This window comes from uncultured Pedobacter sp., assembly GCF_913776295.1.
Taxonomy (GTDB): domain Bacteria; phylum Bacteroidota; class Bacteroidia; order Sphingobacteriales; family Sphingobacteriaceae; genus Pedobacter.
In genome coordinates this window covers 52,436-79,217 of sequence record NZ_CAJYOJ010000015.1, presented here as the reverse complement: position 1 = coordinate 79,217, position 26,782 = coordinate 52,436, and the positions used below count along the sequence as shown (strand labels likewise).

The following is a 26,782-nucleotide window of genomic DNA, read 5'->3' as shown; positions in this document are numbered from 1 at the left end:
AATTTTTCTTTCAAAGCCAGTAATAGGGCTCGGTCAGTGGAATCCGAAAAATTTGTTAGGCCGGACTTAAGTAGAACGGGGGCACAGTGCGAAGGCCTTGTTAGACGGAAATGCATTGTGCACAAGTATCTAACTATCAAATGATAACAAAATAACGTCAATGGTAGCTTGTCGAAGGACCTCTTGAAATGTTTCTAAGGCGTTTCGACAGGTTCAACGTGACAAATTAGTGGTGAAATTACAACATGATACAGCCTCTTCTAAAGAAGGTTATTAGTTTCTCCACCTCGGGTCGCCAATTCCGTTTGTTTTCAAATCCTGCTGAGTGATGGTAAAATTACCCGTAGCAGGAGACGAAAAACCAGGGTTAAGCGTCGTAAATGTTCCGGCATCGTATTTAGCACCGGCAGTTGCACTGCCCGAAATAAAAGTTGGGGCAGCAAAGTAGTTATTCGCTGTAAAATTGGCCGCTACAATGTTCGTAGAAAGCTGATTGGTTAAAATACCTCCGGAATTGGCTACAATATTTTTCAAAAAGTAAATCTCATGTTTGGCCAGTCGGACATAAAATAACCTGTTCGAAGCGCCATTGCTAATTCCATTTAAGGTATTGGTAGCAACGGTAATAATTGCTGTTTGAGTAGGGAAATTAGTTGATCCTGCCGGGTCCATTCTAATAAAATCTCTCGCTAAAACAGAGGCATAAACGGTATTGTTGTTGAAATTTAATGTTTTAGCCAGGCCGGATCTAAAATCGATAAAATCACCACCATTACATTCAATGTTATTGATGATATTTCCTTTAAAAGTAACCGATTCGATGAGTGCTTTTATATTTACATAGAAAAGCCCTTTGGTATAATTTCTTACAACGGAATTTTCAAGCACGAAATTGCCGTAAGGATTATCAGAAGCCTCATCATAAATAAAAGCCTGATTCCCATTTAATGAACCTGTACCATCGAGTACCACATCTTTAACCGTTAAACCTGCATTGGCCTTTAATCTCAGAACCATGCCATTAATAATCGGTCTGTCGTTTGGTTTTGTACCTCTTATGGTAATTGATTTAGACGCAATAACATCTGCATTAACGGTATATGTTCCGGGTGCGAGGCCAAAGACTGTTCCGGCAGTGGCATTCGCAATCAGGGTGGCCAGGTTATCTGTTGGACTTACCATTGTGGCGCCTGTAAAATTATAAAGAGTGGTAAAAGTTGCCGTTCCCCTAACTTTTGTACCAGCCAGTAATTTTGCCGAGTAATCCGTTTCTCCGGTCAAGCCTGTTATGGTTGCCTCTCCGGCGGCGATCTCTGCTGCTGTAACAGTATGTGTGATATTTCCCGGTAAGATGGTAATTGTTGTTGCAGTTTCTCCGGGTGTCCAGTTTAACACAACGGAACCAGCGGTTAGTTTGGTTTGGTTTACCGTTTGAAAAATCTGTTCAGTATCTGTTTTGGCAGATGTGCTTACCCATTTGGAATCTGCAATACCCGGAGTTACACCTTTTACCCTGATTGCATATTGGGTATCACCTATCAATCCGGTTACGGTGTAGGGTAATTGTGCAGCGGTAATACTGGTAATCGATTTTACAGGAGTCCCTGTGAAATCAGCATTATCAAATACTTCAATGGTATAAGATGAGGCATTCGGTACCGCGTTCCACGTTAATTTAATCCCGGTTTTATTTACAATGGTAGCTGTTAAACCCGGGCTGGAAAAAACCCGGTCCACCTCAAGTTTGGTAATTTCTTCCAAATTATTTTTACATGCCGATAAACAAACGGTCGCCATGAGCAAGAAGGTGTATGTATATTTATTAATCTTTTTCATAACCGCTGATTTATAAGTTTAAAGGCTTGTTGTTTAACATTCCGTTTGATGAATCTAAAAACACCTGCCATATTGGCCAGTATTGCTGCAGGTTGGGGTCTTTTGTATAAAGGGCATTCCAGTATGAAACCGTTTCTCCCGTCGTAACCATAGTCCAGGTTTTATTTGAGGTGTAACCCAAAGCAAGTCCCTGTGCATCGGTATCTCCAAATTTTAATCCGTAAATTTCCACAGTTTCTCCATTGGCCGCAGTCTTGTAATAAATTTTGCTTGGTAAGGCAGCATACTTACCCTGTCTGTTTTCCAGTTGCTGCAATTTAGTTTTGGCTTCAGCCAGTTTGGTACCCAGCAAATTCCAACGGATCAGGTCGCTCTTTCTCAACATTTCTCCTGTAAATTCCAGGGCTCTTTCATTTACGATGGCATCAAAAAAGGCCGATTTAGATGCGGTTGCCGTAGCCATAAAAGCGGTAACTTTTGCGGGCGCTGTAGGGAATGCCCTGTCTCTGATCATTTTTAGATATGGAGCCGCTGCTGCCGGCCCGTCTAGATCGTTAATGGCTTCTGCAGCCATGAGTACCACATCGGCATAACGCATGTACATCCAGTTTAATCCATCATCGTTGGTTGCTGTTACCCTTCTTTTCATCCATTCGTAACGATATTTACCGAAATACAAACGACCAAGGGATGAAGGAACCTGTATAGCACCTTTTGTCCCATCGCCACCGTCCCACTCATAAGGTACTACGGTAACATCTCTACGCACATCATCATTATCATACTCGTAAAGCATAATTGGATTCGGTCCGTCAGTTCCACCTTTATTCTGCCCTGTATATTGATCTGTTTTAATATGTCGTACGCCCAGATCAAAAATTACACGGCCCCGGCCATCGCTAAATGGAATTTCCCACATCGATTCTAAACCAGCCACACCGGTTTCCTCGTTCAGTTTTCTAAAAACTTCTTCAAATCCAAGGAGCCTTAATTTACCACTGTTGATGATCTCCAGGCACTCTTTTTTAGCAATGGCATACATTTTATCATGTGATAATTCAGGATCTGAACTTAATTTTATGGTTCCATCCAGTCGTTGCGCATAACCACCTGCGGCTAATGCCAAACGCGCCCTCAAGCCTTTTGCAAAAGCCTTGTTTACCCGCTCAACTCTCGCTGTTGTGGTGTTTTCACCGGGCCAGGGCAGATAACCTGCAGCTTCATTTAGATCAGCCAGCAATTGTTTATAAATTACATCACGGTCGCTTCGGGGCAAATAAGCTGTTGCGGTGGTAATGGGTTCAAAGCGTGCCGGTACATCGCCCCAGCCTTTTATCAGGTCGTTGTATATCACAGCCCTTAGTGTTAAAATTTCACCCAGGATTTGTGCCATTGCAGGGTTACTTTCTATATTGCCATAGGTTCTGATCCCCCTGATGGCCAGGTTGGCCCTTTCAATCCCTTCGTAAAATTTAGCCCATGCATTATCAGTAGTGTTCATTTGGCTATTGTTCACATTACAGTTGTAGTTCGATAATTTGGCTTTGTCATCATCAACCGATTTCAACGTGTTGTATACTTCCGTATCGTTATTAAGCCCATAGAACACTAAAAAACGCCCCCTGTATGAATTGGTTTCCCCAAATGATTGAAGCACACCCGCGATAGAGCCTTCAGCCAAACTTGGAGTAGAGAAAATCACAGACTCATCTAAAGAAGATTTTGTGGGTGCATCCAACGTTTTTTTACAGCTACTCACAAATGTTATTCCTGCAATCACAAATAACGTATATATAACTTTTTTCATTTTTTTGAAATTGAATGGTCTTCTAAAAATTAACGTTTAGTCCGAAAAGGTAAGATTTACTTCTTGGGTAAGCGGAGTAATCAACACCAGGTGTGAGCGGTGTATTCCGTCTGGTGGAAACTTCCGGGTCGAAACCAGTATAATTGGTCCATAACCACACGTTATAGGCAGAAGCATAAAATCTTAGTTTTTTCATCTTTAATTTGCGCGATATTTTTTGCGGCAGGGTATAACCAAGCGTGAGGGTTGATAGCCTTAAAAATGAACCATCTTCTACGGCCCAATCGCTTAGTACAAAAGTTCTGGTATATGGCGACCATAAGGTGGTGTTTGCATTCATGGCGCTTAGTTCAGCAGGATCGTTACTGATTGTTCCGTCTGCCCGTAAATTTGTCCAGCGCTGCCCACTTTCCATAACTGAGATCATGTTTCTTGAAGCGTATTTGCTGGTAGAGGTGTACTCGATTTTATTGGCATTATACACATCGTTACCATAACTCCAGTTAAAATATGCACCAAAATCAAAGTCGTAAATTCTGGAATTAAGCGAGAAACCACCGGTGTTTAACGGGTTGGTATTACCGATAATCGATCGATCAGATAAATCAATCTTTCCATCTCCGGAAATGTCTTCAATTTTCATTGTGCCCGGGCGTACAGTGCCTACAAATGAGGTCGCATCAACTATGCCTGGTTTTAATATCCATTTTCCGGTTGTGGCATTATATCCTGTAAAATCAGATACTTCATATCTGCCGGCGCTTTTGTATCCGTAAATACGGCCAATTGATGCGCCCTCCTCCACCAAATAATCTACACCAATTTCTGTTGATGCCCATCCGGAAGTACCGTTAATGTTTTTAATTGAACCTAAAGAAATAACCTTATTGCGGTTGAAGCTGATGTTCGCGTTGACAGTTAAGTCGAAATTTTTCTCTTTTACGGCGTTCCAGTTTAATGAAAATTCTAAACCTTTATTCTGTGTTTGCCCCAGGTTCCGGTACTGTGCATCATAACCTGTACCTCCAACCGGGAATAAGATCAAAAGGTCTTTTGTTTTGTTTAAGTAAGCATCGACTGTTCCCGTAACTTTTGAGTTGAATAAGGCAAAATCCAACCCGATGTTTCTGGTAATCGTTGTTTCCCACTTTAAATCGGGGTTTGCCATGATTTTGGATGCCGCCCAATAATTGTTGAATCCATTGATCCAGGTGGTGTTATAATTTTGGAAAGATTGGGTGATTTGTCCGGGAGGAATATTGTTGTTACCTGCAGCACCATAACTTCCCCTGAGTTTTAAATCGGTCAGCCAGGATTGTGTATTGTTCATGAAGTCTTCCTGAGAGATTCTCCAGCCTGCAGAAACCGACGGAAAATAACCCCAGTGGTTTACGGCAGAAAATTTTGAAGAACCATCTGCCCTGAATGTTGCGCTTAACAGGTATTTGCCTTTATAATCATAATTAGCTCTGCCGAAAAACGAGAATAATTTATCATCCGGTGAAAAATTGTTATCTATTATAGAAGCTTTACCCTGCGTGGTTAATACCCTGGTTTGGTCGAATGTAAATGTTTTTGGAAAACCACGGACTTCGGTAGTTAAGGTATTCTGCTCCGTTTTGATAAATTCCTGACCTAATAAAACATTCAGGTTATGGCTTTTTCCAAGGATTTTATTGAAGTTATAATTGATTGTATTCGTATTCCTGAAACTATTTCTAGTCATGTTCATGGAATTCAGTACAGGGAGATTAGGATAATCGGCCAGGTTTTTAATATAGTAAGTGGTAATACCATAAAAGCGGTCCTGGTCATTCCTAAATCCGTCGTAACCCACTTCAGACCGAATTTTTAAATTATCAATGATTTCGTAGGTTGCTGCCCCGTTAATATTATAGGTTTTACGGTGCGCATACTGATCATTATCAGAAATGGCTACCAAGGGGTTGTATAAGTTAAATTCATCATTGGTATCTGTTGATGCAGTTAGTCCGGGTACCGGAAACGATGGGTATAAGATGGCATACTTCAGTCGGGAATCTGCAGATGACTTTTCATTTTGCTCATTTGTCCCACCGCCATTTGTTTTGGTGTCCGCATAGCGAAAACCAAAATCTAGGGTTAAGGCATCGTACAGCTTATGATTAAGTTTAAAATTAATATTCTGACGCTTGAAATCAGACATTTGCATAATGGCCTTGTCGGTAACAAAGCTATGGCTTAGGCTGTATTTGGTTTTGTCGCTTCCGCCTGTGATGCTTAAATTCTGGTTAAAAGTTGCTCCGGTACGTCCAAATACAAGGTCTTGCCAATCGTTTTCAGCAATGTTGTCATATAAATCTATATCCTGGTAATTTCCAAAATATTGTGTGTAATCTGTTAATGAACCATCCAACAATGCACGTTCGTATTGCCAGTGTACATAGTCCGAAGCGGATAGCACGCCCAGTTTTTTAGCTAATTTTCTTGTTCCCCCGAACACATTATAGGTAATATTGGTTTTTCCGTCTTTACTGTTTTTGGTGGTAACCAATATTACACCATTGGCCCCTCTTGAGCCGTATATGGCTGTTGATGATGCATCTTTTAATACATCAATGGATTCGATATCCTGTGGCGCAATATCGGCTATTGAAGTTACCGGAAAGCCATCAACGATATAAAGTGGAGAGTTATCTCCTGTAATAGATCCACCTCCTCTTACCCTTACATTGATCTGTGCATCCGGCGAACCTTCCGTTGATGAAATGTTAATACCGGCTACACGGCCTTGTATGGCTTCCAGCGGAGAAGATACCGGGGCTGCAGCAATAACATCAGCTCCTATAGAACCCACAGCGCCGGTTAAGTCCTTTTTACGCACGATGCCGTAACCCACATTAACGGTTACTTCTTCAAGATTGTTGGCATCCTCATCTAAAGTTACGGATAGTTTAGTTTCATTTGTGACAGCAACATTTTTGGTTTTATAGCCAATGTAGGTAAAAGTTAAAACCGCACCATTTGAAGGTATGCTGATCTTAAAATTCCCATTCGTATCGGTACTTGTTCCATTTTTTTTGCCGGCAATGGCAACACTGACACCAACTATAGGCTGACCATCTTTTTTATCTTTTACGATCCCGGTAACCTGTCTGGATTGTGCGTACGTTACAGCAGATCCAAAAAAATAAAAAAATACTAAAAAGAGTACAACTCTGCTCATAAAGTTATTGATATTGAAGTGATTTGGTTATTTAGCTGTTGCAATCGCTTGCATATAGAATATAATTCTATTTCGAGATGTTATAATTGGTTTATATTTGGTTACATTAGGTTAACAATTTTACAAACTAAAAAGCAATTGAAATCAGATTTAACTAAAAAAGTGTGCAAACGTTCCCAAAAACGTTATGTTGACGTTTATTAAATTCCTGGTGTAAATCCACCTTAAGAGATATTTTTTGTAACTTGTACGCAATACGAACATGAGATTTGAAACATCTACCATTAAGGATATTGCTAAAGCCCTCGGACTGTCTACATCCACAGTTTCCAGAGCTTTAAGAGACCGTTACGAAATAAGTGAAGAGACCAAAAAACTCGTTTTAGCCTATGCCGAAAAGGTTAATTACCGCGCTAATCCTATTGCCCGCAGCTTAAAAGAACGCCGCAGTTATTCTATAGGCATTATTGTGAGCGAAATTGCCAATAATTTTTTTTCGCAGGTTATAAATGGTATCGAATCAATCGCTTATGATAAAGATTATCATGTGATTATTGCTCAAAGTCATGAATCGTACAAGCAGGAAAAACTAAACGTAGAGCACCTGGCATCGCGTTCTATTGATGGTTTGCTGATTGCACTTTCGTCTGAAACGCAGGATATTGACTATTTAAGACAATTGTATGCTAAAGGTTTACCCATTGTGTTTTTTGATCGGGTGCCTGGCGATTTTGAAACGCACAAAGTAATTGCTAATAATTTTAAAGGTTCGTTTGACGCTACAGAACACCTCATCCTGTCTGGAAAAAGGACTATTGCCCATTTAACCAATTCCGAGAACCTCTCCATAACGAAAGAAAGACTGGCCGGTTATCAGGCGGCTTTAGCTAAATATCATATCGAATTTAGGCCTGAACTGGTGAAATATTGCCAACATGGCGGCATGCATAGTGCCGAACTGGAACAAGCAGTTAAAGAACTGTTACCGCTTAAGCCTGATGGGATTTTCATCGCCAGCGACCGCTTGACCACAGGCTGTATCATGGCCCTAAAAAAAACCAATCCTGAGGTAGCGCATCAGATTGCCATTGCAGGCTTTACCAATTCCAATCTGGTTGAATTGTTTTCGCCTTCCTTAACCTCAGTAAAACAGCCTGCATTTGAAATGGGACAGGTAGCTACCGAATTGCTAATTTCGATGATTGAAGCTAAAAGGCCTGTTACTGAGTTCGAAACAAAGGTTTTAGATACGGAATTGGTACGTATGGCGAAACGCTAAGCGGTTGCGCAGGTTATATAGCGCTTATGGAACGTTTATCGCTAAGCGCCGAACGACATGCTCCCAACGCTCAACTCCAAACTAATTATTACCTTTGCAACATGGTAGAAATCATATTAAAAAAGGGCAAGGAAAAAGCGGCATTACAACGACACCCATGGGTATTTTCTGGCGCATTGGAAAAAGTTAAGGGAAAACCGGGAGATGGTGATGTTGTAAAAGTTTTTGCTTTTGATCATGAATTTCTGGCCTATGGATATTTCAATAGCAATTCGCGCGTGGCTGTCCGCCTTTTAGAATGGGACGAGACGCAAACCATCGATAGAAGCTGGTATCAAAAACGTTTAAAACAAGCCATTGCTTCACGCGGGTTTATTTTAAATGAGCAGACCAATACCTGTCGTTTGGTTTTTAGTGAAGCTGATTTTCTTCCAGGTTTAATCGTTGATCAATATGCCGATTTTCTTTCTCTTCAGATTTTAAGTTCCGGAATAGAGAAAGTAAAGGCGGAAATCGTAGAGATTTTAAAAACTGAATTAAATCCAAAAGGAATATTCGATAAAAGCGATGCTACTGCACGCACGCACGAGGGTTTACCTGTTGAGAATGGATTGCTCTGGGGCGAAAATCCACCAGAATTTCTAGAGGTAAAGGAGAACGGGATTATTTACCATATTAATATTGCAGAAGGACAAAAATCTGGTTTTTATTGCGATCAGCGTGATAACAGACACATTTTAGCCAGTTATACAAAAGACAAAAAGGTTCTAGACTGCTTTAGCTACAGTGGTGGTTTCAGCCTAAATAGCCTGGCAAATGGGGCCGCTAGTGTTACCAGCGTAGATAGTTCTGGTTTAGCAGTTGAAACCCTAAAACAAAATGTTGCGCTCAACCAATTTAATGGCGATAAATTAACAGCTATCCAGTCGGATGTGAATAAACAACTCAGGGCTTTTAAAGAAGCTGGCGAATGTTTTGATGTGATTGTGCTTGATCCACCCAAATATGCTCCGTCGCGTTCGGCATTGGATCGCGCAGCAAGAGCCTATAAAGATTTAAACCGCTTGGGTATGCTATTGCTGGAAAAAGGTGGGCTCCTGGCAACTTTCTCTTGCTCTGGTGCCGTTGATATCGAAACCTTCAAGCAAATTATTGCCTGGGCAGCACTGGATGCAGGCAAAGAAGTGCAGATTATAAAACAATTCTGCCAGCCAGAAGATCATCCCGTACGGATTTCCTTTCCTGAAGGAGAATATCTAAAAGGATTGTTGTTAAGAGTGCTTTAAGTCATGCAAACTATTTTAACTACTAAGACAAGCAGCCTGAGATTACTTTGAATATAACCGGCATTAGGTGTCTTAGTAGTAAATTGAAATCAATACCTGGTTATCCAACAATTACTTTCGCGGTGATGGCCAATCGGTTCCAGGCATTAATAGTTACTATGGCCATAATCAGCTGCGCTAATTCCTGTTCATTAAAAAAGTCTGCCGCTTTCTGATAAGTTGCATCAGAAACATGGTTGCTGATTAAGGTCACTTCTTCCGTTAAAGCTAAAACGGCTTCCTCCTGTGGTGTGAACAGAGTAGTTTCCCGCCATGCATTTAACAAGTACAAACGCTGTTCAGTCTCACCTATTTTACGGGCGTCTGTTGCGTGCATATTTAAGCAAAATGCACAGCCGTTAATTTGCGATGCACGCATTTTAATCAATTCCAGAAGGATTGGATCGAGTTTGCTGTTTGATAAATATTTCTCCAAACCATACATAGCCTGGTAAGCTGCAGGTTCTACATTTTTGATATCAATTCTACTTTCCATTTTATTTGTTTTTAGATTAAGACGTAAAGGTCCCGATTCCGTTTCCGAAAAAACTTAATGTAGTTTAAGAAATGAAATTGATCATGAACCGCAAAGTACGCCAGGTTTTGCGCAGAGCGTAGAGACATGCCTCTAATCTTACAGCCTACTTCATTTACAAATTAACCCTCGGGGAAAAAGAGGTTTTCACAGAGTGGCACTGAGTGAATTTATAATACCCCCAACTTAGTTTGCTTTGTGTCATACTCCGTGTGCTTCCTGGTTAAAAAGCAGCAAATCACCTCTTCGCCCTGATTTTACTTAAAAACTCCGGGGTAAAACCCAGATAAGAGGCCAGCATATACTGAGGCACACGCTGTACAAATTCCGGAAACAAATGGTTAAAATTGCAGTATCGTTCTTCTGCTGTTTGGCTGTATAGAAATTTGATCCTTCTTTGCGAGGCCTGATGATTTTTTTGAAGGATCAACCTAAAATACCGCTCCAGTTTGGGCAATTTAAGGAACATTTCATCATAGTGATGGCTTTCAATGGCGATCACTTCAGTTGGTTCCGCAGCCTGTATAAAAAATTCAGACTGTTCTTTAAAAAGAAAGCTGGTCAGGTCGGTAATCCACCAGTTTTCGATAGCAAATTGAGTGGTCTGTTCAGCTCCCTTTATATCAATAAAATAAAGCCTCAGGCAACCTTTTACAACAAAATAATTTGCACTGCATTTTTGCCCCTGTTCTAACAAAAAAGCTTTCTTTTTAACTGAAAAAGACTGGAGAAATGACGCCAGAACTTCCTGTTCATCTTTATTCAGATCTATAAATTTATTAATGTGTTGATAAAGTGCGCTACACATGGCTGATTATTGACTATGCGAAAATAAGGATAACCACCAGGATTCAGCTCAATTCAATTGAGGATAAAGTTTAAAGCATAAGCAAAATCCTGTAAATCTTTAACGGCTTACATATCTGCAGCTTTCAAAATATCGTTTGCATAGTTGCCCCAATCTTTTAATGCCCCCTTTAAAATATCGCTCAGTTGCTTTTTATTCACAGGTTTTCCTTTGGCTGGTGCTTTAAGTCTGGCATCAGCTATTTCTACATCTTTTACCGCGGTAGCAAACCAGGTAATATGCTCGCGGGGCAATGCTATACCCAATATCATACCTGGTAACCCATTAAAAGTTTCTGGCCCTCCTGATACCGGAATGCTTTCTGTATAAAAAGCGACCACATAGATCGAGTCCATTATCAAAGCATTTGCCCTGCGGCAATCGTAACCAGCAATGTTTCTGAATTCGTCCGTTATTTTCCAGTTTATCTTACGGATGGAATCTTTGACGAGGTAGGTTTCTTCGTAAACTGATTTTTGATTGATGCTCGTACCCGTCTTTAAATTTGTTAATATAATGTTACTCTGTTTAGCGGATGCAAAATTGTTGGCCCAACTGTTAGTGGTGCTTTCATCCGCAAATGGAGTAAAGAGTGTTTGTTCATTTTTAAAAACAAGCTCGCTTTTTAATGTTTTAAACTGCGGATTATTTTTTTGATATTGTTCTAAAGCCTGGGCACTCCAAAAATTGTCAGGGTAGCGCTTTGCCTGATCTTTAAGCAAAGCATATATATTGATCTTCTTTTCAAATTCAATAATCCCCTGGTGTACAAACCTGGCATTTTGTGCCATTGCATAATTTATGGTGCAAATAAGCATGAGTATAGCGTATTTCAGTTTCATTTAATTTTTTTTTAAAAGATCTGTTTTATATTGTTTCTATGATAGCGATGCAAATTATTTCTGAGGTGCTCCTCCACCCATTTTATTAAAATCCCAAACTAAAGAAAACATAAAGTACCGGCTGATATTATTGTAATTGGTTTGGGTAATCATATTTGAATAAGCAGATCGCCTGAAGCCTCGGTTTTGGTTAAATAAATCGTTGCCACGAACGGTGAATTTCAAATCTTCCTTTTTAAAGAACGATTTTGTAATCGAAGCATTAATGATAATCTGCTCAAAACTGGTGTTAAATGCCTGCGATTTTGGAGTATAGGTATATTCGCCATCGGCCTGGAGTTTGATTTTCTTCGGCAAAGTAAAGCTCATGCCTCCCCAACCCTGCAAGCCCCATCCTTTATTAGACCGTTCTTTTTGTAACGAAGCAACCTGTGCATTATAGCTGGGGCCGAAACTCAAATAGATTTCACTTTTATCTTTGTATCGGTTAATATTTAATGAAGGACTAAAATTGGTGTTCACTATCTGGTTTAATTCTACCTCATTGCTGAACTGACTTTTTACATAACTGTAACCGGTACTACCACCTGCATTTAAACTTAAGCCTATATCGGAATCAAATAAAAATTTCAGCTTTCTGTTGATGCTACTGTAGATATTGTAATTGATGGGTGTTTTTCCGGAGAGATTAACAGACTGGGCAATTGTTTTTCCAGTGCTATCAGTTTGTGTATTGCTAACAATGGCTTTATTCACAAACCCGAAACCGCCGCTTATGTATATTGATTGCTGGCTTAAAACTTTATAAGAATTATAACTTGCATTAACGCGGCTATTAAATGATGGGGCCAGGTTAGGATTGCCTAAAGGTTGATACAGTGGATTATCATTTACTTTTACAGGCTGCAACTGGTCTACCGTTGGTTGGTTGGTGTTTCCGTTATAGCCGATGCGGAAAGATTTTTGTGCAGAGAATTTATACTGATAACTGGCCTGTGGCAACCAGTTAACAAAATTTCGTTTATAACGCTGACCGGAAAGCTGCTCCAGCTGATCGAAATTGACAGCACTTAACTTACTTCCTAAACTAATGGTTGTTTTTGTGGTTTTATAATTAAAAACGGCTCCACCCTGATTGATGTATTGTGTGGCTTTAAAATCATTACTAAATTCTTTATCCAACACATTGTAATTTCCTGGTGTAGATTGATTAAAGGATTTGCGGTCAGATCGGCTGTCATTAAGACCAAATCCATAATTCAAAACTAAAGCTAACGACTTGCTCAGTGGCTCGTTATAGGTTAAATTAGTGCTAAGGACAGCATTACGGGTACTGTTCGTTTTAAATTGATCGGTTAGTTCACCACCTTTTTTTACACCGGCCTCATCAAAATACTTTACATCCGAATATAAAAAACCTTCACTGTTGATCTGGTTAATCTTTTGGCTGATGTTAACCGAATAATTACGCCCGGGTTTTTTAAGCTTCTTGGTATAAAGTGCAGAGATGTTAAAATTTTGCTCTTTACCATCATTGCTATTCTTCTGGTCATTACTATTTAATTTAGAGTTGTCGCCTCTTAATCCCTCACTTTTTGAACTAGAAGTATTGTCGCTGTTTTTGAGCATCCCATCCACAGATACCTTTAAATTACTTGTAGTATCCAACTTCACGGTGTAAGTGGCATCCAGTTTTTGCCTGAATACATTCCGGTCAGAATTTTCATCTGTGGTGGTATTGATAATCCCATCTGGTAAATTATTTTGGCTGATGGTATTTTTGGTAGTTTTAATACCTAAAGCACCCAGTTTATAATTGGTATTAATCGTTTCCTTATCATTGTTCCATTTATTATCATAATGTGCACCCCCCGTTATTGCCCTTGGTATACCCTCTCCATAATAATTACCACTTTCCATTTCATCTCCACCACCATAGCTAAACCAGATACTTCCGTCATCGCCCATTTGCATATTGTCGTTTCCTGTACCCAGTTTATTATTGTCCTGCCAGCTTAGTCCCGTTGTACCATTATTGCCAGCTGTGCCATAAACAGAAAACTTCTGTTTTGCTTTAAAACGATTGAACAATACCTGGCCCTTATAAAAATCGTGCGTACCATAACCCGCATCAACTTTTCCGAAATAACCGCTTTTTTTATCTTCTTTTAGTTTAATATTGATGGTCTGTGTTTTCTGCCCGTCATCAACTCCGGTAAATGCCGCCTGGTCACTTGATTTTTCGTAAAGTTGTACCTTATCTACCATATCTGCTCTCAAATTTTTGGTCACCAGGGTTGGATCATCACCAAAAAACTCTTCACCATCCACCAGTACTTTAGGTACAGTTTTACCCTGGGCGGTTATCTTTCCATTTTTATCTACCTGCATGCCGGGTAGCTTCTTTAACAGATCTTCTACCTTATCGTTGGGTTGAATATGGTAACTTGAAGCATTAAATTCTGTCGTATCGCCCTTAATTTTAATAGCGGCTTTTTCTCCCTTAATAATTACATCCGCTAATATTTTAGCCATTCCGGTAAGGTTAATTTTGCCATAATCTTTTACCTGGGTGGTAGAATCGAGGGTGAAATGGTCTACAAAATCAGCATATTTCGGATAGGAAACCAATAAGATAAACTTGCCGTTTTTGATCCCGTTCAGTTCAAACGATCCATTTTCTGTGGAGCGTGTAAATTTTACCAAAGTAGAATCTTTTGCATTTAAAATGGCTATTGATGCTCCTGATAAAAGCGTTGTAGATGCGGTGTCAATTGTTCGGCCTTTAATGCTGTGAAGACCCTGCGCTTTGGAATAAGTGGTGATGAAAAGAAATAGGCACAGCGAGAGCAGTAAACGTTTCATAGATAGAATTTGGTTTGGTTCACCAAAAATAAACTAATTGATTAGTTAATAAAAGTGTTTTAACCTTTTTTAACAAAAAAATATTCTTGATGGCAGCATCTAAAAATCTTTTTTATTAAAAACCGAATGAATGACCATCTCTCCAAAGGCTTTACTCTAATTTTAGAAAGTTATCTGCTTACTCAAGCTTAGCGTTGTAGCTGGTCAGGGCTTTCGGTTTGTATGGCCCTAGTTTAAAATAGAATAGGTAAGTGCTGCATTTTTTAATGCAGATAAGAAATCTGGTTAGCTAGGATTTCTAACACTGACAAACAGAAAAAACATTTGTGCTGGAAGCGCGCTTCTCATCCATCCTTGTTACAAATGAAGAGGATTTTTACCATTTCAAATTCTGACCAATAGCTAATTAAAGATCAAATTTAATACCCTGAGCCAGAGGCAGGGTATTTGAATAATTGATGGTGTTGGTTTGCCTCCGCATGTAAGCTTTCCAGGCATCCGATCCACTTTCACGCCCGCCACCTGTTTCTTTCTCGCCGCCAAAAGCACCGCCGATTTCAGCGCCTGATGTGCCGATATTTACATTGGCTATGCCACAATCAGATCCCCTGGCTGATAAAAACAGCTCTGCTTCCCTCAAATTCAGGGTCATAATGGCCGATGATAACCCTTGCGGAACCGCATTTTGTAAGGCAATGGCCTCCTCTAATGTTTTATATTTAATCAGATACAAAATCGGGGCAAACGTTTCATGCTGAACAATTTTGTAATCATTCTGAACCTCTGCAATGCATGGTTTTACGTAACATCCGCTTGTATAGTCATCGCCGGCTAAAACGCCACCTTCTACCAAAAAATGGCCGCCTTCGGCCTGGCATTTAGCGATCGAATCTAAGTAGGCTGCAACCGCCCCGGTATCAATCAATGGTCCTACGTGGTTATTCTGATCTAAGGGATTACCAATGCGCAACTGTGCATAAGCGTTAACCAGTTTCGCGGTAAAGGCATCATATACACTTTCGTGAATAATTAACCTTCTGGTTGACGTACATCGCTGGCCTGCTGTACCAACCGCACCAAATACCGCACCGATTAAACTCATGTCTAGATCTGCGTGTTCTGAAATAATAATCGCATTGTTGCCACCAAGTTCCAACAGGCTTTTTCCTAGCCTTGCGCCCACAGCAGCCCCCACTTCTTTGCCCATCCGTGTTGATCCGGTTGCTGAAATTAAAGGAATCCTTCCATCATTGGTCATCAATTCACCAATTTCCCGATCCCCCAGAACCAGGCTGCATACGCCTTCGGCTATATCGTTATCCTTAAAAACCTTTGCTATAATATGTTGGCAGGCTATGGCGGTTAAAGGTGTTTTTTCTGATGGTTTCCAGATGCAAACGTTGCCGCAAACCAAAGCCAGGGCGGCGTTCCAGCTCCATACGGCTACCGGAAAATTAAATGCAGAGATAATTCCTACAATTCCCAGCGGATGCCATTGCTCGTACATGCGGTGGCTCGGGCGCTCGCTGTGCATAGTTAAACCATACAGCTGCCTCGATAAACCTACTGCAAAATCACAGATATCAATCATTTCCTGTACTTCACCCAAACCTTCCTGTAAACTTTTTCCCATTTCGTAAGAGACCAGGGTACCCAGAGCTTCTTTATTTTCACGTAACGCATCGCCAAACTGGCGCACTATTTCCCCTCTTTTAGGAGCCGGAACCAAACGCCAGGTTTTGAAAGCTTCCTGTGCTTTCATTACAACAGTTTCGTAATCAGCGTTGCTGGCAACTTTAGCCGAAGCAATCAGCTGGCCATCAACCGGAGAATAGCTTTCCAATGTTTTCGTATTTGCAGCTCCACCCCAATTACATCCGGTACTGTAGGCTCCATTTTGCGCCTTTACGCCTAATCTGTTTAAAATAGATTGAATATCTGTAGTCATATCGCTATCGGTTTACACAAAAAAACGAAAAAATAAAGGAAAGCAGGTTACGTTTGGCCCTTAACTTTATCACAATTCTTAATATCTTCGGCTAAGATACCGCTATACGACTATTCAATGAAAAACTTCAGAATATTATTTATTGCCCTTTTAGGCTTCGGGCTTAGCCTTAACGCACAAACTAAAAAGGCGACCAACACCCTGCTTTGGGAAGTATCCGGAAACGGGTTAAAGAAACCATCTTATTTATTTGGAACACATCATTTTACCGATAAGCAGTTTGCAGATACGATGCAGATTTTACAGGAGAAATTAAAATCGGTGGACGGGGTAGTGGGTGAAATTGTAATGGATGGCACCTTGCAAGCGCGGATGGCGCGGTTTTTAGTGATGAAAGACAATACGCTGGATAGTTTATTTACTCCGGCCGAATACAAAGAGGTAGACGATTATATTAAAGCCAGGAATCCGGCTGTAAACTTAAAGCAATTAAATAAGTTTAAACCAGCGATGGTAGGCGTGCTGGTTATGCTTCTTGATAACCCCGAAATGAGAAGTCTGACGAATAGCCTGGACGAAAGCTTTCAGAAATATGCCAAAAACAACGCTAAATCCATACATGGTTTAGAAACGGCCGAATACCAGGGTGCACTGTTATTTGATGACGACCTGCAAAAACAGAAAAAAGCCTTGCTTAAATCAATCAGGGAATCAGATAAAAATAAGATAAAATTAAAAGAACTAACTGCCAATTACCTGGCGCAGGATATCGATAAATTAACCGATTTCTTTAAAACACAGGACGAAGAAACCAAAGAGTTTATGACCGAAATGCTCAAAAACAGGAATCAGCGCTGGCTGGATCAACTCCCTGCCCTGATGGAAAAAGAATCATTGTTTATAGCGGTTGGCGCTGGCCATTTGGTGGGAACAGAGGGACTGATAAAAGGGTTGCAAGTTAAAGGTTATACCTTAAAACCGATAGCAACGAAATAGACGAGGGTATAAAAAGTGAATGGTAAATACCACAATTCTTAATATCTTGCCTTCCAGATACTGACTTATAAAATCATAAAAAATGAATAAAAAAAATATTGCCTGTGGAATACTGTTGGCGGCTGTTTTTGCAACCAATCCACTTTTCGCACAGGTACAAACTCCAGAAAAATCAAACCTGAGTGTTTACCGCGTAACTCCAACTAAAATTAACGATCTTGTACATACCAAGCTTGATGTTTCATTTGATTATGCCAAACGCTACCTATACGGTAAAGCTTGGATAACTTTAAAGCCTCATTTTTATTCCACCGATTCGCTAACCCTTGATGCGCAGGGAATGGATATCAAAACGGTTGCGCTGGTTGGAGCAAAAGGGAATACCCCGCTTAAATATACCTATAACGATAATAAGTTGTATATCAATTTAAATAAAAAGTATACTGATGCCGAAAAATACACCGTATATATTGCTTATACGGCAAAACCTGACGAGCTGAAAGTGAAGGGCAGTGCAGCCATTACCGACGCTAAAGGTTTATATTTTATCAACCCTGATGGTACTGATCAAAACAAGCCCACACAGATCTGGACACAGGGTGAAACAGAGTCTTCATCGGCCTGGTTTCCAACCATCGATAAACCCGATCAGAAAACGACCCAGGAAATTTCGATGACGGTAAAATCGAAATATACTACTCTGTCAAACGGGAAACTGGTGAGCCAGAAACCCAATACCGATGGCACCAGAACCGATACCTGGAAAATGGATTTACCACACTCGCCATATTTATTTATGATGGCTATTGGCGAGTTTAAAATCACCAAAGACAGTTATAAGGGTAAAGAAGTAAGTTATTACCTGGAGCCAAAATATGCACCATATGCGAAACAGATTTTTGGCAAAACGCCTGATATGATCCAGTTTTACAGTAATTTATTAGGTGTCGATTATCCATGGAACAAATATGCGCAGGTAGTAGCCCGCGATTATGTTTCAGGAGCCATGGAAAACACAACAGCTACCCTACATGGAGAGCAGGTACAAAAAACAGATCGCGAGCTTTTGGATGGAAACGAAGAGGGTACCATTGCACATGAGCTTTTTCACCAGTGGTTTGGCGATTATGTAACGGCCGAGTCGTGGTCTAATTTAACCATGAACGAATCTTTCGCCACCTTTGGCGAGATCATCTGGCATGGGCGTGATGCAGGTCAGGATGCGGAAGATAAATCGCGATACGAAAAATTACAATCTTACCTAGGTTCAACTAAAAATGGCGAGAGCCCGGTTTTGGCCCGCTTTTATTATAATGACAAGGAAGATATGTTCGATAATATCAGTTATGCCAAGGGATCCGTTATTCTATATGCCTTAAAAAACCAGATGGGTGATGCGGCTTTCTACAAATCGCTTAACCGTTACCTGACAACCAATGCCTTTAAAAATGGCGAAACACACCAATTGCGTTTGGCAATGGAAGATGTTACCGGAAAAGATTGGAGCCCTTATTTCAATCAGTGGTATTATAATGGTGGTCACCCAATTTTAAGTATTGATTATGGTTATGAAAATGGCAAGGCAACCATCAAAGTTAAACAAACACAGGATGCAAGCGTGCAAACTTTTACATTGCCGGTTAAACTTGATATTTATGCCGGCGGTAAAAAAATCAGAAAAGAAATTCTGATCAATAGCCGCGAGCAGAATTTTAGTTTTGAGGTGGGTGCTAAACCAGATTTAATCGATTTTGATGTAGATAAAATCTTGGTTGGCGAAACCAATGACAATAAAACTGCAGAAAACTATTATTTTCAATACAAAAATGCGCCAAGTTATGCCAATAGGATTGAGGCCATCCAGTTCATTATGCAGAGCAAAGCGAACAGTGGCCAGATGGTTTTGTTGGAAGGTTTAAAAGATAAATCGGCAGATTTACGCGCGTTAAGTATTGCCGGCATTAATTTAGAAGACGCCCGTATAAAAGCAGCCGCTTTGCCGGTATTACTTCAGATCGCCAAAACAGATAAAAATACCGAAGCAAGATCTGCTGCCATCGTAAAATTGGCCGAAACCGGAGACCAGGCCTATAAAGCATTGGTTTTAGAAAGTTTAAAAGACAGATCGTACAGGGTAATTGCTGCCGGTGTGGATGGCCTGGCTAAACTGGCACCACAGGAAACTATTGCGGCCATCGCATCACTGGATGATGATACCAGAACGCATATTGCACCATCAATTGCCTCATTGTACATCAATGAACCAAAAGACGACTACCAGGCATTTTACGATAACATTATGCTTACAGGTGATCGGAATATGGTATTTGGTGTAGTAGGTCAGTATTTTCAGTATTTAAGAGCCAATACCAACCCTGCAGTTACCGAGCAAGGTATAACAAACATTGGCAAGGCCATTGAAAGGTTAAAATTACAACCTTATTTAAATAAACAACTTGCTGCTGCTTATTCTGCAACTGCACAGGGCAAAGCAAAACAGGCGGCTGCTGCAAGTGGAGAAGCAAAAGCAAAATTGGACAAGCAGGCCGAATTATTTGAAAAAGGTTCTGCTGGTTTAGGAAAAGATTAATCCTTATTCCTCCAACACCAGCAAGGTCGTCATTCCGACCGGAGTGCAACGAAGTGGAGAAACCTGTATTGGACAGATCTCTCCCCGCCCGCACAGGCGGGGATCCCACTGCGTTTCAGTCGAGATGACGACTTTTTTTATTCACACGCCATCTCGTAAAACCTTAGGGATTATACAAAATTATGGTTATACCACGCTCTTTCTTGGTTTCTTCATCCCTTTGGGCAATGCCATTTGTGACAAAACATAGTAAAAAATGGCGAAAATGGTGAATCCTTCATTACTTGTTCGCTGGTATATCCCATAAATTTATAGTATTTTTGTAAAAGAAGGGAAAAGGAACCGCGATGTTGCAATAAATCTATCGATTATCCACACATCTTAACTACAGTTAACAGGCTTTATGTTCAGCTGTTTACGATTTTTGCATCCGTTGATGTTAATAATTATTTTAAAAATGGATAATTAAAATTGGTAAACTTATCATGTGTTTTCCTGCTAATTGGCACGGTTCTTTAATAGTATAATATATGGAAGAAGAATTCTTTTTTGAATCCAACGAAGATGCACAGCGCTCAGTAGAACGTTACGAAGAAATGCTCCGGAATCATGATCAGTATTTTTTCGATGCAGGGGCATTCGAATACATTGTAGATTTTTACATAGAGAAAAATGATCCGGTCAAAGCGTTACAGGTAGTCGATTTTGCCATCAGTCAACATCCTTATGCTACAATATTTTTAATTAAACAGGCTCACCTTTACATCTTAACGAACAACAGCGAAAAGGCTTTTATTGCTTTGCAGAAGGCTGAACTTTTGGAACCGTCTGAACCGGATATTTATTTACTGCGCGGTAATATTTTTCAGAATACCGAACGTTTTGATGAGGCTTTGGAAAATTATGAAAAAGCTCTGGGACTGGCTGAAAGTACTGACGAAATTTTATTACAGATGGCTTATGTTTACCAGAGCATGGGCGATTATGAAAGTGCCATTACCTATATTAAGCTCAGTTTAGAGCAGAATATGGAAAATCAGGATGGTTTATATGAGCTTGCATTTTGTTATGACGTGCTAGATAAACAGGAGGAAAGCATCAAATTTTATCAACAGTATATCGATACTGATCCGTATTCGTATGCAGCCTGGTATAATTTGGGCAATAGTTTCCATAAGCTAAACCTTTTCGAAAAAGCGATCGATGCTTACGATTATGCCATCTTAATTAAAGAAGATTTTAGTTCGGCCTATTTTAACAAGGGAAATGCACTGGTGCAGCTTGACAAATATGATGAGGCCATAGAAGTTTATAAACAGACTTTTGAGTACGAACAGCCAAATGCCGATACTTATTGCGCCATTGGTGAATGTTACGAGAAACTGGAAAAAATGGACGAAGCCCGTTCTTATTATAAAAAATCGGTAAAAATGGATCCTAAGATGGCTGATGCCTGGTTTGGGATTGGTGTTACCCTGAATTTTGAAGAACGTTATTTCGAATCGCTGCACTTTTATAAAAAAGCGATTGATTTAGAAGCTGAGAATGCAGATTTCTGGTTTGCCATGGCCGATGCTTATTATAAACTAGGCCAGATTGACGAATCGATCGAGGCATACGAAAAAGTATTGGAGTTTAATCCTTTGGATATTGAAGCCTGGCTGGATTTTAGTACGGTGCTTTACGAACAGGGAAAATTATTGGAAGCTGCGGAAACAATGGCAGAGGCGATTAAAAATAACCCTGAAGCTGCAGAATTATATTATAGAATGGTGGCCTATCTTTTTGCCATAGGAAATTATGGTGATGCATTGGGTTATTTAGAAACCGCATTAACAACTGACCCTGACAAACACTATATTTTATTTGAATATTTACCGCAATTACAGGATAACAGTGCTATTTTGAATGTTATAAACCGGTATATAAGGTAACTACCTTGTGAGAAAAATTTAACTGATAAATCTGAAATTTTTTTTCACTTTTGTACGCATATGAATTATCCATTATTAAACGTTCCCGAACGTCCGACTAAACCACGCCAAAAGGGCTTAACAATGGTTATGGATAAGGGATTGAGCCTACGCCAGGTTGAAGATTTTATTGAAGTTGCCGGCATACATACAGATATCGTAAAATTAGGTTGGGCAACATCGCATGTAACACCAAACCTGAAAGAGAAATTAGCTTTATATAAAAGTGCAGGTATTCCTACCTATTTCGGTGGAACATTATTCGAGGCTTTTATTATCCGTAACCAATTTTCAGATTACCAGCGCGTTTTAGATCAATACGGAATGGAATACGCAGAAGTATCTGATGGATCCATCGAAATTGAGCACGATAAAAAATGTGAGTTCATTAGCGAACTGGCCAAGCAGGTAACGGTTATCTCTGAAGTAGGCAGCAAAGATGCCGCTAAGATATTTGCACCATATAAGTGGATTAAATTAATGAAGGCCGAAATTGATGCAGGTTCATGGAAAGTGATTGCCGAAGCACGGGAAGGTGGCAACGTTGGTATTTACCGTGGAAGCGGCGAAGTACGCGAAGGTTTGGTTGATGAAATTTTAACACAGATTCCTGAAGAAAGTATTATCTGGGAAGCCCCTCAAAAAGAACAGCAGGTTTGGTTTATTAAATTAATCGGCAGCAATGTAAACCTGGGTAATATTGCCCCGGCCGAAGTAATTCCATTAGAAACCATCCGTTTGGGGTTGCGTGGAGATACTTTCGACTATTTCCTGAACCAGGTAAAATAATTAGATATAAAGCAACAGTATTTAAATCATTTCTTGATCTTTAAAATTGAGCCTGTCGAAATGCTTTGCAAAATCCTTCGACAGGTTACTATTGACATCATCGTTTAATTATTTACCTGTAAAAGACTTGTGAAATGTTCATTTCCATCTAACAAGGTCTTCGCACTGTATCTACGTTCTAATTACATCGGGCCTAAAAAATTTTTTGGTATCCACTACCCAAGCCCTAAAACTGACTTTGAAAGAAAACGGCGAAGCCCTCATGAATGCAGCTGGAAACTATAACCACAAATGAATAAATTTTCAGCCGGCATTTTATTAATGGTTTTCTATGGTTTCATTTGTATTAATGAACTCAGCAGAGCCTCGGTTTTGTTTCTTTTTGATGCCAAAAAGAAAGAGCCCTTCGGCGGCGGCAGACCTGTACCGATTTTTCATCGGTAGCGGAGGCAAAACTTGTGCGAAGGGAAAAACATCATTATATTGATATTTTTAAAATAAATTATCACTCAGGATGACATCTGCCTAATATGCAGTGTTTCTTGTTTCTAGTTGAATATGAAAACATACGGTTTAATCGGTTACCCGCTTTCTCACTCTTTCTCTAAAAAATATTTTACCGAAAAGTTTTTAAATGAAGGCATTGCCGATCATCAATACGAGCTTTTTCCAATTGAAGATATTAAATCGCTGCCCGATTTACTAAACGATAACCCATCATTGCAGGGGTTAAATGTAACTATTCCGCACAAAGTAAATGTACTTTGCTATTTAAACGAGGTAGATGAAGCTGCCGATAAAATTGGTGCGGTAAACTGTATTTCGATTAAAAACTTTGAAGGGAAAAACTATTTAAAAGGCTATAATACCGATGCTTATGGTTTTGAAGAATCGCTAAAACCGTTATTAGAACCACAGCATACCAAAGCCCTGGTTTTTGGCGATGGTGGTGCGGCCAAAGCCGTAAAATATGTTCTGGAAAAGTTGGATATCCAATATCAGGTGGTGGTGAGAACTGCAGCTCCTGATGCTATTTTGTATGCTGACATTACACCAGAAATTTTGTCTTCGCATCAATTATTAATCAATACCACGCCATTGGGCATGTCGCCAAATATAGATACCTTTCCGGATATTGATTACAGTTTGGTTGGAACAGAACACCTGGCTTACGATCTGGTTTATAACCCACTCGAAACTGCATTTCTGATTAAGGCTGCAGCCGGCGGAGCAAAAACTAAAAACGGACTCGAAATGTTGCATCAGCAGGCCGAAAAAGCCTGGGCCATCTGGAATAAATAATTTGGCCTATCTTTATCCTGTTAACCATTAAGCTATTCTGAAGAATGAAACTAAAACAGCTGATTTTTTTACTCTTTGCACTGCTTTTATGCGTAACAGCCTGTCAAAACCACGATTATAGCCCTAAGCCAAAAGCCTATTTCAGGATTGTATTCCCTAAAAAAAACTATACCCCGTTTACTGAAGCAGTTCCTTTTACATTTAAGTATCCTACCTATGCCACAGTAGAGCAAGATCAAAGCCGGGATGCCCGAAAAAACTGGTACAATTTGCACTTTAAACAATTTAATGGCTTTTTGCATTTAACTTACTATGATGTTTCAGGTAAAAGCGAATATGATGAAATGGTGGAAGACGCAAGAAAACTGGCCTTTAAACATACGATAAAAGCAAGCGCGATTGATCAAAAAATGATCAATTACCCAAACCATAAAGTTTATGGCATTTACTACGCCATTGAAGGGAATACGGCTTCATCTGTCCAGTTTTTTTTAACAGATAGCGCTAAGCATTATTTTAGAGGAGCTTTATATTTTAACGAACGTCCGCAATATGATTCTATTGAGCCTGTTGTTAAATTTATCAAAAAAGATATCGATACCCTGATTGCTACCTTCAGGTGGAAGAATTAATTTATTTATGTGATCCTGTTTATGCAAACAGGCATTTTCTAAGACTTATGATTACCGTAAAAACCTTTACTTTTAATGCTTACAGCGAAAATACCTATGTACTTTACGACGAAACCAGGGAGTGTGCAATTATCGATCCGGGGATGTACGAAGGTTTTGAGCAAAATGAATTGGCAGATTTCCTCAAACAGGAAGGTTTAAAGCCTGTTTTATTGCTGAATACACATTGCCATCTTGATCATGTTTTCGGGAATAAATTTGTGGCTGAAACTTACGGTTTAAAACCCCAGTTCCATCAGGGCGAATTACCGATTTTAAATGCCGTTCCGGGTTACGCACCGTCAATGGGCTTTACCCGTTATGAAGTGTCTCCCTTGCCAGATACATTTTTGCCCGAAACAGGAACCGTTTCTTTTGGCAATAGCAGGCTTAACTTAATTTTTGCGCCAGGACACTCGCCTGCGCACCTGTGTTTTTACAGCGCAGCTGATCATATTTTAATAGGTGGCGATGTGCTGTTTTATGGAAGTATCGGACGTACAGATCTGCCAGGCGGCAACCACCAGCAACTAATTCAAAACATTTCTGATAAGCTTTTTGTCTTACCTGATGAAACTAAAGTTTATCCTGGCCATGGACCAGCAACCAGCATTGGTTTTGAAAAACAACATAACCCGTTTTTTTAGGTGGATTAAAGGTGCATTATTTTTAAAGTGTTTATAACCTTAAGCCTTCAACCTTTAAACCCTCAACCTTTTATTTATCTTTACTGCTGTGAATACATCGTTTTACATTGCCAAAAGGTATCTTTTTGCCAAAAAATCAACCAATGCCATTAACCTGATTTCGGGCATATCAATGGTTGGTGTAATGGTAGGTAGTGCTGCGCTGATTATTATCCTTTCGGTATTTAACGGTTTAGAAACAGTGGTATTGAATATGTTTGATACCATTACCCCGCAAATTGCGGTTACACCGGCCAGGGGAAAAACTTTTGATCCGAACACCAACTATTTTAACCAGCTCAGAAAGGATAAAAGGGTTGCTGCCTTTACCGAGGTGCTGCAAGAAAATGCATTGCTGAAATACAACAACAAACAAGCTGTCGGGATGGTTAAAGGGGTAAGTTTAGACTATTTGAAGAATGCCAAATTAGATAGCACCATCAAAGAAGGCCGTTTTATATTGCATAATAAAAGTGGTGATAACGCAGTAATCGGTTCGGCATTACAAAGTTATCTGGCTGTTAATACGGTTGATCCTTTTACCGAACTGGAAATTTATTCGCCCAAAAAAGATATCGCAGTAAATACGGTCAATCCGGCCGACGATTTTGTGGTGAAAAACATCCGGGTTAGCGGTGTTTTTGAGGTGCAGCAAGATTTCGACAACGGGATTATTGTTCCGCTAAACTTTGCCCGTGAGCTGCTTGGAGAAGAAAAAAATGTGTCTGCTATAGAGATCAATCTGCAAGCTGGTGTTGATGTAGATGATTTTAAAAACGAAATAATCGAAAAGACCGGTAAAGAATATGAAGTCAGAAATCAGGCCGAACAAAATAAGTCACTTTACCACATTTTAAATACAGAAAAATGGGCAGTATATATTATCCTTACTTTTATCCTGATTATTGCCATATTTAATATCATAGGGTCATTAACCATGTTGGTGATCGATAAGGTAAAGGATGTGGCCATTCTGAGTAGTTTAGGAGCAGGGAAAAATTTAATCAAACGCATATTTTTATTTGAAGGCATGATGATTACCATGTCTGGCTGCGTGCTGGGGCTAATTATTGGGATCATATTTTATTATTTTCAGCACACCTATGGCTGGATTAAAATGGGCGATGAAGTAAATAAAACATTGGTAAGCGCCTATCCGATTGCACTAAAATGGAAAGATTTTGTACTGGTTTTTATTACAGTAGGTATCTTCTCATTTTTGGCATCTGCTTTGTCATCCAATTTAAGCGTTAAAAAGATAGATCAAATTAATCAAACGATATAAA

At 39.8% G+C, this 26,782-nt stretch carries 18 protein-coding genes; 10 read left to right on the top strand and 8 right to left on the bottom strand.

Annotation, left to right across the window (positions count from 1 at the left end; genetic code table 11):
- Positions 1-273: 273 nt before the first annotated feature.
- Genes QZ738_RS03380 through QZ738_RS03370 form a run of 3 tightly spaced genes read right to left on the bottom strand, consistent with a single transcriptional unit; the run spans position 274 to position 6,848 of the window.
- Positions 274-1,836, bottom strand: a complete 1,563-nt coding sequence (locus QZ738_RS03380; RefSeq protein ID WP_293784575.1) for a DUF4957 domain-containing protein — start codon at positions 1,834-1,836, stop codon at positions 274-276.
- 10 nt (positions 1,837-1,846) lie between these two features.
- On the bottom strand, positions 1,847-3,643 hold the full coding sequence (locus tag QZ738_RS03375) for a RagB/SusD family nutrient uptake outer membrane protein (protein ID WP_293784572.1): 1,797 nt from the start codon (positions 3,641-3,643) through the stop codon (positions 1,847-1,849).
- Between the two features lie 22 nt (positions 3,644-3,665).
- Positions 3,666-6,848 carry a TonB-dependent receptor gene (locus QZ738_RS03370; RefSeq protein WP_293784569.1) on the bottom strand — a complete coding sequence of 1,061 codons (3,183 nt, stop codon included), beginning with the start codon at positions 6,846-6,848 and terminating at the stop codon, positions 3,666-3,668.
- Positions 6,849-7,110: 262 nt separating this feature from the next.
- On the opposite strand from QZ738_RS03370, the gene QZ738_RS03365 reads away from it, so the two are divergent.
- Both QZ738_RS03365 and QZ738_RS03360 read left to right on the top strand, forming a co-directional pair.
- On the top strand, positions 7,111-8,127 hold the full coding sequence (locus QZ738_RS03365) for a LacI family DNA-binding transcriptional regulator (protein WP_293784566.1): 1,017 nt from the start codon (positions 7,111-7,113) through the stop codon (positions 8,125-8,127).
- Between the two features lie 101 nt (positions 8,128-8,228).
- A complete protein-coding gene (locus QZ738_RS03360; protein ID WP_293784563.1) occupies positions 8,229-9,413 on the top strand; it encodes a class I SAM-dependent rRNA methyltransferase in 1,185 nt (394 codons plus the stop codon).
- Positions 9,414-9,513: 100 nt separating this feature from the next.
- Here the strand turns inward: QZ738_RS03360 and QZ738_RS03355 are convergent, their stop codons facing one another.
- The 5 genes from QZ738_RS03355 to QZ738_RS03335 all read right to left on the bottom strand — a co-directional run bounded on the left by QZ738_RS03355 (position 9,514) and on the right by QZ738_RS03335 (position 16,489).
- Positions 9,514-9,948: a carboxymuconolactone decarboxylase family protein gene (locus tag QZ738_RS03355; RefSeq protein ID WP_293784561.1), complete on the bottom strand. Its 435-nt coding sequence runs from the start codon at positions 9,946-9,948 to the stop codon at positions 9,514-9,516.
- 277 nt (positions 9,949-10,225) lie between these two features.
- Entirely contained in the window at positions 10,226-10,795 is a 570-nt protein-coding gene (locus QZ738_RS03350) for a Crp/Fnr family transcriptional regulator (RefSeq protein WP_293784559.1), read from the bottom strand.
- 107 nt (positions 10,796-10,902) lie between these two features.
- Positions 10,903-11,676, bottom strand: a complete 774-nt coding sequence (locus tag QZ738_RS03345) for a GLPGLI family protein (protein WP_293784556.1) — start codon at positions 11,674-11,676, stop codon at positions 10,903-10,905.
- A 54-nt stretch (positions 11,677-11,730) separates the two neighbouring features.
- Positions 11,731-14,541, bottom strand: a complete 2,811-nt coding sequence (locus tag QZ738_RS03340; RefSeq protein ID WP_293784554.1) for a TonB-dependent receptor — start codon at positions 14,539-14,541, stop codon at positions 11,731-11,733.
- A gap of 406 nt (positions 14,542-14,947) precedes the next feature.
- A complete protein-coding gene (locus QZ738_RS03335; RefSeq protein WP_293784552.1) occupies positions 14,948-16,489 on the bottom strand; it encodes an aldehyde dehydrogenase family protein in 1,542 nt (513 codons plus the stop codon).
- Positions 16,490-16,606: 117 nt separating this feature from the next.
- Between QZ738_RS03335 and QZ738_RS03330 the strand changes: the two genes are divergently transcribed.
- From QZ738_RS03330 to QZ738_RS03295, 8 genes are all read left to right on the top strand, one after another.
- Complete coding sequence (locus QZ738_RS03330; RefSeq protein ID WP_293784550.1) at positions 16,607-17,485, top strand: TraB/GumN family protein; 879 nt, start codon at positions 16,607-16,609, stop codon at positions 17,483-17,485.
- A gap of 82 nt (positions 17,486-17,567) precedes the next feature.
- Positions 17,568-20,075 carry a M1 family metallopeptidase gene (locus QZ738_RS03325; RefSeq protein WP_293784548.1) on the top strand — a complete coding sequence of 836 codons (2,508 nt, stop codon included), beginning with the start codon at positions 17,568-17,570 and terminating at the stop codon, positions 20,073-20,075.
- 530 nt (positions 20,076-20,605) lie between these two features.
- Positions 20,606-22,009, top strand: a complete 1,404-nt coding sequence (locus QZ738_RS03320) for a tetratricopeptide repeat protein (RefSeq protein ID WP_293784546.1) — start codon at positions 20,606-20,608, stop codon at positions 22,007-22,009.
- Between the two features lie 60 nt (positions 22,010-22,069).
- A complete protein-coding gene (locus QZ738_RS03315; protein ID WP_293784544.1) occupies positions 22,070-22,837 on the top strand; it encodes a phosphosulfolactate synthase in 768 nt (255 codons plus the stop codon).
- 558 nt (positions 22,838-23,395) lie between these two features.
- Entirely contained in the window at positions 23,396-24,139 is a 744-nt protein-coding gene (locus tag QZ738_RS03310) for a shikimate dehydrogenase (protein WP_293784541.1), read from the top strand.
- 44 nt (positions 24,140-24,183) lie between these two features.
- The gene (locus QZ738_RS03305) at positions 24,184-24,771 is read left to right on the top strand and encodes a gliding motility lipoprotein GldD (RefSeq protein WP_293784538.1); all 588 of its coding nucleotides are present in this window, start codon (positions 24,184-24,186) and stop codon (positions 24,769-24,771) included.
- Between the two features lie 47 nt (positions 24,772-24,818).
- Positions 24,819-25,457 carry an MBL fold metallo-hydrolase gene (locus tag QZ738_RS03300; protein WP_293784535.1) on the top strand — a complete coding sequence of 213 codons (639 nt, stop codon included), beginning with the start codon at positions 24,819-24,821 and terminating at the stop codon, positions 25,455-25,457.
- A gap of 88 nt (positions 25,458-25,545) precedes the next feature.
- On the top strand, positions 25,546-26,781 hold the full coding sequence (locus QZ738_RS03295) for an ABC transporter permease (RefSeq protein ID WP_293784532.1): 1,236 nt from the start codon (positions 25,546-25,548) through the stop codon (positions 26,779-26,781).
- Position 26,782 lies beyond the last annotated feature (1 nt).